This is a genomic window from Puniceicoccus vermicola (genome assembly GCF_014230055.1).
In the GTDB taxonomy this organism is placed as follows: Bacteria; Verrucomicrobiota; Verrucomicrobiia; order Opitutales; family Puniceicoccaceae; genus Puniceicoccus; species Puniceicoccus vermicola.
The window spans coordinates 1-12,454 of record NZ_JACHVA010000051.1; the positions used below are offsets into that span (position 1 = coordinate 1).

Annotated in this window: 12 protein-coding genes and 1 pseudogene; 12 read left to right on the forward strand and 1 reads right to left on the reverse strand. The window is 49.7% G+C overall.

The window, feature by feature from the left end:
• On the reverse strand, positions 1-353 hold a 353-nt coding region (locus H5P30_RS05625), incomplete at its 3' end, for a transposase (RefSeq protein WP_185691971.1).
• Positions 354-509: 156 nt separating this feature from the next.
• Between H5P30_RS05625 and H5P30_RS05630 the strand changes: the two genes are divergently transcribed.
• The 12 genes and pseudogenes from H5P30_RS05630 to H5P30_RS05685 form a co-directional block, all read left to right on the forward strand.
• On the forward strand, positions 510-1,529 hold the full coding sequence (locus H5P30_RS05630) for an aldo/keto reductase (RefSeq protein WP_185691972.1): 1,020 nt from the start codon (positions 510-512) through the stop codon (positions 1,527-1,529).
• A 676-nt stretch (positions 1,530-2,205) separates the two neighbouring features.
• The gene (locus H5P30_RS05635; RefSeq protein ID WP_185691973.1) at positions 2,206-2,496 is read left to right on the forward strand and encodes a hypothetical protein; all 291 of its coding nucleotides are present in this window, start codon (positions 2,206-2,208) and stop codon (positions 2,494-2,496) included.
• Complete coding sequence (locus tag H5P30_RS05640) at positions 2,486-3,676, forward strand: ABC-three component system protein (RefSeq protein WP_185691974.1); 1,191 nt, start codon at positions 2,486-2,488, stop codon at positions 3,674-3,676. Before H5P30_RS05635 ends, H5P30_RS05640 begins: the two co-directional genes overlap by 11 nt.
• Positions 3,669-4,157, forward strand: a complete 489-nt coding sequence (locus H5P30_RS05645; protein WP_185691975.1) for a three component ABC system middle component — start codon at positions 3,669-3,671, stop codon at positions 4,155-4,157. Before H5P30_RS05640 ends, H5P30_RS05645 begins: the two co-directional genes overlap by 8 nt.
• Positions 4,157-6,148: a DUF3732 domain-containing protein gene (locus H5P30_RS05650; protein ID WP_185691976.1), complete on the forward strand. Its 1,992-nt coding sequence runs from the start codon at positions 4,157-4,159 to the stop codon at positions 6,146-6,148. Before H5P30_RS05645 ends, H5P30_RS05650 begins: the two co-directional genes overlap by 1 nt.
• 516 nt (positions 6,149-6,664) lie before the next feature.
• Complete coding sequence (locus tag H5P30_RS05655) at positions 6,665-7,210, forward strand: hypothetical protein (protein ID WP_185691977.1); 546 nt, start codon at positions 6,665-6,667, stop codon at positions 7,208-7,210.
• A 45-nt stretch (positions 7,211-7,255) separates the two neighbouring features.
• On the forward strand, positions 7,256-7,864 hold the full coding sequence (locus H5P30_RS05660; protein ID WP_185691978.1) for a hypothetical protein: 609 nt from the start codon (positions 7,256-7,258) through the stop codon (positions 7,862-7,864).
• Between the two features lie 42 nt (positions 7,865-7,906).
• Positions 7,907-8,336: pseudogene (locus H5P30_RS05665) on the forward strand (VOC family protein).
• A gap of 296 nt (positions 8,337-8,632) precedes the next feature.
• On the forward strand, positions 8,633-9,316 hold the full coding sequence (locus H5P30_RS22645) for a phytanoyl-CoA dioxygenase family protein (RefSeq protein WP_185691979.1): 684 nt from the start codon (positions 8,633-8,635) through the stop codon (positions 9,314-9,316).
• Positions 9,317-9,974: 658 nt separating this feature from the next.
• Positions 9,975-10,499: an NlpC/P60 family protein gene (locus H5P30_RS05675; RefSeq protein ID WP_185691980.1), complete on the forward strand. Its 525-nt coding sequence runs from the start codon at positions 9,975-9,977 to the stop codon at positions 10,497-10,499.
• Positions 10,500-11,419: 920 nt separating this feature from the next.
• Positions 11,420-11,914, forward strand: a complete 495-nt coding sequence (locus tag H5P30_RS05680; RefSeq protein WP_185691981.1) for a hypothetical protein — start codon at positions 11,420-11,422, stop codon at positions 11,912-11,914.
• 169 nt (positions 11,915-12,083) lie between these two features.
• The coding region (locus H5P30_RS05685; RefSeq protein WP_185691015.1) for a hypothetical protein at positions 12,084-12,454 on the forward strand (371 nt) is incomplete at its 3' end.

Sequence of the window (12,454 nt, forward strand, 5' to 3'; positions counted from 1 at the left end):
TTTTTTTTGAACTCTTCCACGTCATCATACCCGGCACGTTCGCAGGCTATCTCCAGGAATGACTTCTCCACTTCACTCGCAATAAACTGATCGGCCACGGCCTTCTCCAATTGCTTTACACGCTCGCGCAGGCGCTTGAGTTCTATCTGTTCTTCTGGCGTTTCCACACGAACTACCTTGGGCAACATTGAGTTCTTTCCAAACTCTTTCAGCCAGCTATGGATCGTCCGTGTTCCGGATATCCCGTAGTGACGACGGGCCTGCGTGATCGTCTCAAAACGACCATCCTCTAATTCCCGGACCACTCGCAACTTGAAGCTTTCGCTGTAGCGTATCGCACTTTTTGTTTTCATCGGTTTTCCTTTCTTTTACAAAAACCGACAACCTATTTCAGGTCGGGACATGAAAGTTGAAAGTTCGAAGTTGGAAGTTGGACGTTCGCCATCTTCTCCCCTCCCAATTCAGGATTCTCCTTCTCTCCCCGCCGGGATCCTGACATAGTGGGCGGCATGGAATATCGACGACTCGGAAAAAGTGCGGTGACGGTTTCGGATTTGTGCCTGGGGACGATGATGTTCGGCTCCAGGAATACGGAAGAGGAAGCCTTTGCGATCATGGACCGGGCCCTGGAAGCCGGTATTGACTTTTTTGACACGGCAGAAATTTATCCGGTGCCTCCCAAAGAGGAGTGGATGAACCGGAGTGAAGAGATGGTGGGGAATTGGCTCAAACGGCACGATCGGGATGAGATCATCCTGGCCACGAAAGTAGTCGGTCCGGGGCATGGCTGGTTTCGTCCGCCAGTCCGCAAGGGACACACCGCTCTGGATCGGGTTCATATTCGTCGCGCCATTGAGGGGAGCCTGAAACGCCTCGGAACCGATTATGTGGATCTCTACCAGACTCACTGGCCGGATCATGATGCCCGTTATGAGGATACCCTCGAAGCCCTCGATGAACTGGTCCGCGACGGGCTGGTTCGGGTCATTGGATCCAGCAACGAAAATGCCTGGGGAATGATGAAAGCTGAGGCGGCGGCCGCCCGTACTGGCACGGCTCGATACGACACCGTCCAAAACAATTTCAGCATCCTCAATCGTCGCTTCGAGGATGACATGGCCGAGATCTCCAAGCGGGAATCGATCAGTCTGCTGCCTTACTCGCCCCTCGCAGGTGGAGTTTGCTCGGGCAAGTACTGTGAAGGGCAATTGCCGGAAGGTGCCCGATTCACGGACTACCTTAAGAACGAAGGAGATCGCCAGAAGCGGATGGCCCATCGCTTCGTGAATGAAAAGAGTCTCGCCACCGTCTCCGAGCTGATGGAACTCGCCGAAAAGATCGGAGTAGGGGTCGTCCCTCTCTGTCTCGCCTGGAGCCGCCAACACGACTTCGTCGCCTCCAGCATCTTCGGTGCAGTCACCTTGGATCAACTGGAAGAATGTCTGAAAGCCAAGGACTTGATCCTCGATTCAGAAACCCTCGAGGAGATCGACCGGATTACGAAAAAGTATCCCTATCCGCTCGGGTAGAACCGGAAATCGATCGGGGGAAAGTCGAACGGCCGAGTCGTGTCGATCCACTTTCGATTGGAAAAGGAAAACCGTGGTCGGGTTGGGTTCCTCGTCACGCCGAAGCGGGCGAAGGCGGAAGCGCCCGACTTGCTGCCTCTCAGAAATCCGGCATAGCCGGAGACCGCTTATGCTCGCTAATTTTCGCTTATGTGATCGCGGGGAGACTAGGGGCTATTGTTCTGTTTTGTTGGTGGGGGTATGCCTTGATTCTTCCCAAGAGTATTGGAGAGGGGATATGAAGGGCAGGCAGCTCCGTTGGATCTTTTCTCGAAAGCGGAAACACAACCACAGATGCGCAGGTACACTAGTCTGCTCTCAAGTGGGGCGAGAAAAACTGAAGTTAGGATGCTTGAACGCCCGACCCTTTGCCCCTTAGCAAATCCGTTCACGATCTTCGGCCAAGTTCTACAGTAACGATTCGACTCGATTGGGATTAGCCTCACGAGTCCTTCTGCTAGCCGCAAAGAAGCGCAGAGTTCGCGAGAAGGGTATAACCCCAAAAAAAGGCAGCCCTCCGGCGAAATGTGTGAAAATCGTGCAACTGCTCCGAATTTTGTTTACGAGCTTTTGACTCTTCGTTATCTCCCAAGGTGTCGTTTTAAGAGCAGCCGCTTTTGGGCGAAGAGTCTATCCCATGAACACACTGAATCATGCCTTCGAACCCCAAATCTGGGAAGCCGTTGGTTTCATTTACCTGGCCAAGGACGCGACGAATTATGGGGCATCGATCGGTGCCCTCGTCTTCACTGATTGCCACCGCGAAATCTCCGCCCCCACAATTCCGGGAGTTTTCTCTCGCATTGCGATACCACTCCAAGACCTCTTCCGCTCCCTCCTTCACGAACTGATGAATGCAAAGTCCCGCGGTCATTGTGAAGTTGATGTCGGACCGCATAAAGAAAGGAACCAAAGCTATGAGTCTTGAAAACCATTCAGCGCCAGGACCAGCGGCAGGGTATACGTTTCAATTTGAACGAGCCCTTTATTGGCTCTCGCGAAGTCCCGCTGGCTTTGTGATCGGAATCGAAACAGAGGACGATGTGGCCATAAAGCATAAGGATGGGATGCTAACTCTTGAGCAGAACAAGCATTCCATTAGAGAGAAGGCAGAACCATTTGGAGATCGCTCGAAAGACCTATGGAACACACTTTCGATATGGCTATCCGCCGTCCAAAATGAAGAACTGGAAATTGGAAAGTCTAGGTTTTTCATGGTCACAAATAAGGCCTTGCCGGACGGCCTTGCTAGACAACTTTCCAATGCTAAAACAAGAGAAGAAGTTGACGAGTGCATCTATGCGCTCCAATCCGCTGCAGCTAACCCTTCAGATACTATTCGCGAATTCACGGAAAAGGTCTTGGCCACCCCGTCCAATCGCCACTTACGAGAAATAATATTGAATTGTGAGTTGGTCGACGAGGAAGGTGGCGCCAGTGGCAAGAAACTTAGAGAGTCTACAATCGCGGAACTACCTATCCCAGCAGATTTCACAAAAGATGCGGAGTCCATTCTCGACGAATTATTGGGTTGGGTTAGCCGAAGTTCTCTAGCTTTGTGGCAGAAGCGAGAGCCAGCATGGATTTCGCGTGATAGTTTCGTCAACCAGTTTTACGCAATTCTGGATCTACGAAAGCGTCAGAAAGACCGTGAACGAGCAGCCAACCTAATTCCCGTATATGATGAACAAATAGGTCGGGAGAAAGGTCGCGATTTCGTTAAGCAAATTTACTTGGTCACCGATGATCACGGTAGAGTCGATGAATCCATTCGAGAGTTCATCCAGTGCAACATGGAGAAGACGCGTCTCTCAGTTGATGGTAATATTACCGATCAGGATTGGATTGATTTTGAACACTCGCTCAGATTGCGGTGGGTTAAGATTTCGGGTCGTGAAAAGCGTTTTGGCGAAAGTAGACCTGAAGAGGATGTCGGGTTCAAAATCTTAACGGAAACTACCGACGAGCACAGGGAGCGGCTTGCAGGAATCGAGACCGAACAGGTCTATTTGACCTCTGGAACCTACCACCGCATGGCAGATCGATTGGTCGTTGGTTGGCATCCGCGTTTCGAGGAATTAATGAAACAGGAGGAGGGAAATGATTGATGTTCTATTTGAGCAGCAGGTTGTGCAGAACCCCGGCTTGGGTGCAGAAACGATTTGGTATGCGGTCAGTGAAGCCTATGAAGTGAGAAATAGGGCTGGGGGCATGCCGCTCCTATTAGCGTTCGTTGTTCTTCCTCTTGCATTCCATAAGCGATCTGCAAATGCGTTGGCATCAAAAGCGAAACCGGGAGCACTTTATAAGGCTGTTGCGAGTGATCGGGAAATCACGCTTGGACTTCAGGAGAGAATGCAGGCTCTTTCTGATCGCACACTGCAATCTCTATCGATTGGCTTTTCCACAGGCTTACTGCTCCTCGATTCAGGCGAGGAACCGGAATTAATTCCTGGTCGAAAAACGCCTCCTGTGGATCATGTGACGGAAGAGGTGAAAATTCTCCTCGCGGCTGCAAAGCGTGTTGGACAATCGATCGGCGAGCTTCCCAAAGCTCAGCTTACGACACATCTCAATATCCGATTCTAATGAGACTCGCCCTATTAAAAATAATTCTTTGGCCGAAGAACGACAGGTTTTCGCCTCGTGTAATTCCCTTTTTGCCCGACAAAATCAATGTAATCACTGGTGAAAGTGCGACCGGGAAATCTTCGCTTACGGCAATTGTGGATTACTGCCTTGGGAGTGGTAAATGCGCTATACCCGTCGGGCTAATACGAGATTTGACCGAGTGGTTTGGGCTTCATATTAAACTAGCGAATACCGAGATGATTGTTGCTCGGCGAAATCCGGGAGACCAGCAAACAACGACTGATCTGTATTGGGTCGAAGGTCTTGATTTGGAGATTCCGAATCGAATTGAGAAGAATGGACGTGTCGATGACCTGAAAAATCGAATGGATCAAGTAGCGCAATTGCCACATTTGGAGTTAAGTGGTGATGAATCTGTCGGATTCGGGAGTCGACCGAGTTTTCGAGATATGGCCGCATTCAATTTTCAGCCTCAGCATATCGTTGCTAATCCGTACACACTGTTTTTCAAGGCTGATACGACCGAGCACCGCGAGAAACTTCGTGCCATATTTCCATTGGTTCTCGGAGCGGTAAATGCATCGACATTGGCAAAACAGCGGGAACTGAAGGATATTACGAAAGAACACGATCGGCTGCGTCGCGAGCTGGAGGCGCGACTAAAGGCGGCGAAAGCATGGGAGGCCGAGATTGAAAGCTACTACCTCCAGGCAAAAGCTCTTGGTCTCCTGCCTGATGCTCCTAATCCTGATTCTACATGGAATCTTGATCGATTCGTAATAGAATTGCAACCAGTCCCAGCCAACGTGAAGAAGCTTGATATTCCGGAGATTAAGGAGGGAACAGGGGAAGAGGCAGTAAACCAGCTTACGGAAATTATTGGCGAAGAGGATCGTCTGGCGCGACAGATGGGAGCGGTCCGTCAACGATTGTCAAAGTTGGATCAACTTTCCGAATCCGTCGGTGAGTATGGCTCAACACTGACTGGTCAAAAGGATCGGATGCTGGGAGTTGGTTGGCTTGAGAGGAAACTGAGTTCAAAACACATGTGCCCAGTTTGTTATGCTGTCCATGAGCACGGCAATGAAAACCTCGGAGAACTGCAGAAACTTGCACATGAACTTGGAGTCTTGGCAAACTCTGTGGCTCAAGCACCAGCGAAATTGGATCAAGAGTTAGCTGACCTTCGTAAAGAGCTTCGCAACCTAGAACAGGACATATCGAAGATACGAAAGAAAAGGCAGTTTCTCGAGTCCGCGTCTCAAGAATTATCATCGCAACGCCAGCGAGTGAGACAGGTATACCTGTTCGTCGGTCGAGTTGAGCAAGCACTTGAGAATCTTTCGGCAAGTAGGAATGTAGGAGAACTCGGAGATCGCGTAAAAGACCTGTCCCGACGCATTCAAGAATTGAAAGATGATTTGGATCCGCGAGCACAACGGGAACGAGAGAGGGCTGCAATTGAATCAGTATCATCAAGAATTCACGATTATGCGCGCGACCTTCAACTTGAGCATGCCGCGGAGAATGTGCGACTAAACATTAGGGAATTGAGCCTCCAGTTTACCTCCCTTTCGGGTCGGACTGATTTTCTTTGGGAAGTTGGTAGCGGACAGAATTGGGTCGGCTACCACGTCTCTTGTTTACTTGCACTTCACGAGCATTTTGTCGGTCTCTCCAGCAGCCCAGTTCCACAATTTCTTGTGATAGACCAACCAAGCCAGGTTTATTTCCCAGAAGCATGGCCGAGCCTAGAGGACACTCCAGGTGGAAAGTCTGCGGATATTGAGGGAGTGCATCGCATATTCGCGGCTCTTTCGAAGTTTCTCGACGAGTTGGATGAACCGTTTCAGATTATCGTTACGGAGCACGCCGGTGCGATTACTTGGCATGGCTTGGGGAATATACACGTCGTTGCGAATTGGAGAGATGGGCATGACGACTTCCTAATTCCCAGGTCTTGGCATGACGTCGAACATAATGGTTAAGGCATGTTCGCACCCGGAGAGCCCAATATCGCAATAGTTCGCAAGAAAGCCCTACACGTTTCAGGTTTTCTCGAGTGAGTTATGCGTGATATTGTGGAGGATCAAAAGAGGACCCCTACGGGGTGCGGTCTGGTATTTGGCCATGCGTCAAAAAGGATGCTGGACGGGTCAGACGCAAAATATAAAGATTTTGATTTCTGGGGGAAATCTGGAACCTTTTGGCATCGTGGCAGACACCTTTGTTCCTATCTAATCCAATGCGACAGCACGAAACGCAGTTCGTAGTCTGATCGAAAAGGGCATTTTCAAGTGGATCGGGGAGGGGAATGGCTCGCGGATCGAGTGAGATCTTCACGGATTGTGAAGCTCCGATCGAGATGGAGTTTGGATTGACCACAGTCCTGCTCCGGAATTACGCATTTCTCAGATGAGATCACGACTCTTTGCCACCAACTCAGCCCAAAGGCCGACTAGAAACTGAAAGGATTCCCAAAACCTATTTCAATCCAACTCGTAATGAACCTACACAGTCTCGTCGTAGTCGCTCTACGTTTTATCACCCTGAATTTTTTGTTGTTGGTAATCATTTACCTAACCCCTCAACTCTACCTTTTCTCGGATGCCTATAGGCAAGATGAGTTCGAGTTGTTTGACGCTTTCTCTGTCGTTCCGCTCGTAATCGTTTTTGGACTCTTTCTCGGGGCGATTTTGATTTGGATTTTCTCCCATGGCATTGCCCGACTGGTTATTCGCGGATTGCCGAAAGATGCCTCGGTTGTTTCTTTGTCTCTCGTCGATTGCTATTCTGTCGTGTTTCTGGGAATCGGCCTCTACTATTTTGTCGGTTATTTCCCGGATACGCTGACATGGGCGCATTATCTCATTAAATTGGCTGCAACCAATCCAGGTGACAGTTGGAAGGATGAAGTTGATTGGTATAGTTTCTGGTCAACCTTCCTGCCGTTTGCAATTGGCACCCTCCTTTTTCTAAATGGGCGAAAGTGGTCTCAGAAAATTGCCAGATCCCATTTGAAGAAGGGGGAGGCTAGCCATTCCGGGTAGGGGCTCGCTCCCGCTCGCGTCTAACGTCAACATTCGCCAGGGAAAATGAAAAAAATTGCCGTCGGATATGTTGTGGGGATCGTGTCGGCCTTGGTTGTTTTACTCGGACTGGTTCTCGCTTTCAGTCAGGAGCTCGAAAAAGAATTTAAGGACATGTGGGAACAAAAAGAAGAACCCGAATTGGAGATTACCGTCTATCCATCGGAAGATATCGAATTGAACCATGCACTCGGAATGAACGCTTCCGAGCTATCAGACTTTTTGAGCCAAGGGAACCAGCAGAAACGGAGAAGCTATGCTTCGGTCTTCGAGTCTGGCCTACGAATCGATATTGTTTCCGTCTATGACGATGAAGGGCCACAGCGAGTGCAGCGAATCACGTTTGATGAGGGCAAGGTTCAGAATCACCTTATTGAGCTCTCATCCGAGCTAGAAATCTCGATGGATGATTCCTCCACCGCAGAATTATCGGAACCAGAGATCGATTTCCTGAATTCAGAACGATTACTGAGGGCAGTTCAGGAGCGGCTACAATCCTCGGAAGTCTCGCAAGCTAATATGGAGCGACTGGGCGGAGATACAGACGCTAGACCGAGTGAAACGGGCATCTCTGTGAACTCGTCCGAAAGTCACAACAATCAACCGGAGAACTGAGCCTTGCGGGTTGGGGGCTGATCTCTAAATCTTACGACAATCATGGAATCCAGAATTAGCATAATCACTCTTGGGGTTAGCGACCTTGATCGATCAATTCGCTTTTATCGCGATGGGCTTGGTTTCGAGACGAATGCCAAAGAAGGAGACCAGATTGCCTTCTTTGGACTCAACGGGACGGCTTTGGCTCTATATCCTATTGACAAGCTAACCGAGGATATTGGATCTGAGATACGGAGATCCGCCTCAGGTTTTAGCGGAGTAACGATCGCACACAATGTTCGTGAGAAAAGCGAGGTGTCGGAAATTCTAAGCCTAGCGGAGAAAAGCGGAGGAAGCATCGTGAAACAAGCTCAGGATGTATTCTGGGGTGGCCACAGTGGCTATTTTAAAGTATCCCGACGGGCATTACTGGGAAGTCGCATGGGCTCCAAATAGCATGTTTGATGAAAGAGGGAACCTCATCCTGTAGACCGAAAAGAATGAAAAGTGGCACAACCGCGGAGTCCATAGAACTCCGGCCAATACTCGACGCTGACCCAGTCGAGTGGTGATCACGTTATACAAAAAAATAATGAATAACTGCGAGGCGCGCGAACGAAAGAAATTCGAGGAGCTCTGGGGGCGTGGGATCGGTTGATCAATCGACAGGTGCTCTATACCTATCCAGGTCTGCGTGTCCTTCTTACCCTTGGTGGGGAAAGGTAGATCGCGAAGAGAGGGCTGAGACTTGCTGGTTGGCTGGCGATTCTCTACGTTTGCAAAGGAATGAAAAATCTCGACACACAAGGATTTGCAATCATTCGGGGTGTATTCACTGAGACAGAATTGGAAGCCCTACGCGGTGAAGCTGACCGTGTTGCGCGCATGGAAAATTCTGCGTGTGTCAGGCATCTAAGGCAAAAATCTCGAAAGTTTGATCAACTGGCCAGGTCATCCCGCCTACAGGAGCTTCTCCCTCGGGGCGTATTCCCAGTGAGAAGCATCCTATTCGATAAGACATCTAGTGAGAATTGGCCTGTCACTTGGCATCAGGACTTAACCATAGCGGTTGAAGAGAAGGTCGCAGTGGAAGGTTATGGCCCATGGTCGAGGAAGGACGGTTCGATTCACGTTCAGCCTCCTGAAGGATTGCTGGAACAAATGGTTACGATCAGGATCCATTTGGACGAGACTCCACGCTCAAACGGTGCACTGAGAGTAATCCCCGGATCACATCTAAACGGAAAGATCGGATCGAAAGAGGTCTTGTCTCATGTGGGCGATTCAGAGGTTGTCTGCGAATGTGAAGCGGGGGATGTATTGTTGATGTCGCCACTGCTTCTGCATGCGTCTAAGCGATCCGAGTTTCCGAAAAGAAGAAGAATCATACACTTTGAGTACGCAGCACATGGGTCCTTGGATAAGAGACTATCATGGTACGAACCCTCACCTGCGAACCAGACTGAGTGAGGCTCCGAGATTCTCTGTGCTCACGAACTTCCATCCTCTACGATGCGGGGAAATCTGGCGCCTTTCAGCATCGTGGCAGACTCCTTTGTCCCGATCTAATCCAATGCGAAAGCACGAATGGAAGTTCGTGAACTTCAGGAAAAGGGCTTTTCAAGTGGATCGGGCAGGGGAATGGCTCGCGGATCGAGCGGGAGGATTGGGGATTTTGAAGCCCCGATCGAAATGGAGTTTGGATTGACCACAGCTCTGCTCCAGAATTACGCTTTTTAAATGAAATTCCGGTCGCTTGTAACCAGCTTAACGTCCGACGGGAAAACTCTAAGAATTTCGAAAAAATCCTTCTGCCCGATGCGTAATGAAACTTCGATCTTCGGGATTTTCTGGCAGTGCCGCTTCGAGAGGCCTTCATCACGCATAGCGATATCCGAAGTTGTGTCACCCGACTGGCAGTGTTCGCCAGGGAGATAAAATGTGGAGACGCATCATACTGATCTGCACGCTCGGTGCTTTCTTGGGAATCTTCTTACTTCCGCTTAATCCGCTTAACAGTAAATTTCTGAAACTAGCGTTTTTGGGGTGCATCCTCGGAGCTTGGATCGGATTCACTATTCTCGCGTGGAAGCGCAAGCCGTTTAGGGTAGTCGTCCTGATTCTTCCGATGGTTGCAGTAATACCATTCGTTCTGCCGGACGGTGGAATCGATCCGCGGGAATTGCGGCAGGATTATGTCCGACGAATGGCTGAGTATGAGGGAACGCAATACTTTTGGGGAGGAGAGAGTTCTCGCGGGATCGATTGCTCAGGGCTGCCACGGCGCGCCTTTCGCGACGCTCTGCTGGCCTACGGAATCAGGCACTTCAATGGGCTTGCTTTTCGCGGATACGTAGAGCAGTGGTGGTTTGATGCCAGCGCAAAGGCGCTGGGAGAAGGTTATCGGGACTACACAGTTGCGATTGGAGCGACAGGAACGATTCAAAAGATGGATTACGATGCGTTGATCCCCGGAGATCTTGCCGTGACCCAAAATGGTGTTCACATAATCGCATACGTTGGAGACGGTCAGTGGATTCAGGCTGACCCGGTTATCGGAGCGGTGGCGACTCTCGACGGCCGCACGGATGACAACATTTGGTTTCGAACACCCGTCACAACCCATCGATGGCAACTCCTTAAACAGAACTAGCCCAACCGCGAAAAAGACGTTAGACGGACGAGGTGGTATCCTTCCCGCTGGGGGATGTGGAACGTGTCAGATGCGAAATATAAAGATTCTGATTTACGGGGAATATTTGGCGTCTTTCAGCATCTTGGCAGACACCTTTGCCCCGATCTAATCGAATGCAACAGCACGAATCGAAGTTCGCGGTCTGGTCGAAAAGGGCATTTTAAGTAGATTGGGCAGGGGAATGGCTCGCGGATCGAGCGGGAGGATTGCGGATTGTGAAGCCCCGATCGAAATGGAGTTTGGATTGACTACAGGCCTGCTCCGGAATTACGCTTTTTTCGGGTGAAATTCCGGCCCCATACAATGAGTTCAGCGTCAGACAGAAGACTCCGAGAATTTCTCAAACCTTCTTCAACCTAAGTTCAGTGAGTTCCCGATTTTCCAGATTTTTTGTCAAAGCCATGTTGATATGCATCCGCCGAGGTTTCATGATCTCCGAAAGTGGGTTACGCAAGTAGCACTGATGGCAAAACAAATGAAATTAATTTTAATAAGCATCATTTGTTCAGTCGTTCACTCTTTATCTACGATCGCATGCTCTTTTTGGAACATAAATATCGCAATTGACAACTACTATTCAGGCTTGGAAGACCACGATAAAATAGAAATCTTCATAAGCACTCTAGTCCAGTTCGCGCTATCTATACCTTTGTTAGCTCCGGCAATATTAATAATGAAAGACATAGGACCATTAAGTGGGCTTGTGCTGGTATTTCTGAATTCCTCCATTTATGGGATTATAGTTTTCTTCGCATTAAAAGCTTTCAGAAAATTTAAGAACCCGACCGCGAACCAGACGGGTATACAACCCGAGATTAACCGCTCGCCTTGAGCTTGATCCTTTTGCTAGTGTGCGTGCCCCCAACGATCTACAGAGAATGAAGTTATCTCGGTCCATTCGCACCTCTATTCTCGTGGTGGCAATCGGACTCATCGGCTGCGAACCGAATCGACCAACGTTCGATGAGAATATTGCTTTTGTTGAAGATCACCGGGACGATTTGGCAACGCTCGTCTCCGATATTCAGAATCAGTCATCACTGCGCCGTCTGATTCGGTCCAATGGGCGAGAATATGTCACTGTTATCTATCGTGATGGTAGGATTGTCGAGGGATACATTGATGACTGGAAGTGGGATAATGAAATTCTAGTATGGATAAAGCGCCTGCAGGCTGCGGAATGTCACGGGTTTGATGATAATCCAGAGTGGCTCACAAGTCTTTACCTTGATCAATCGACCTATATTGCGGTGCCGAGGGAAGTTCCTGTTGACGAGGAATACACAGCTTGGGCCAAAGCTGGAGAAAATCGTGAGGGATACCGATGTTTTGATTTGGGAGATGGATGGTATTTAGACGTTCAAGCAAACTAACTGCGTTGCGAAATAGGTGCGGATCAAAACTTCTAGCGACAAGGAGAACCGAGATGCGAGGAACGGGTCAGACCCCAATGGCACTTAGATAAGGCTGGATTCATGGATTTTGTATTGCCAGAAAGCAGACAGGGGTCGCCCTAGGCGATGGATTCTGCAAGCTTTTGGTGTGCAACAAAACAACCTGTTTCTTCCCGGTTTTCACCGCGCCTTTGGGCGAAGCCCTAAATCTGCCCTCAAGAGGCTTGAGGATAGTCGCAATTCGATCATGAAGGGTCTTCCGGGTCAACTGCCGTATGTTTTCGAGGAGGCGTTGCCTTTGGAATCGATTCCGAAGCGTTCGAAGGAACGCGATCGTGGGTTCTCTTCGGCGGTTACGGTTTGGCACATGATCAGTCAGGGCATGGGATCGGGCACTCTTCGAGCGGGGTTGGTGGAGATCAATGCCACCTTGAGGTCCATGGGCAAGGAAAAGCTCTCGAGCAAAACCGGAGGCCTCTGTCAGGCTCGACAGCGTTTGCCCGAATCGACCGTATGCGC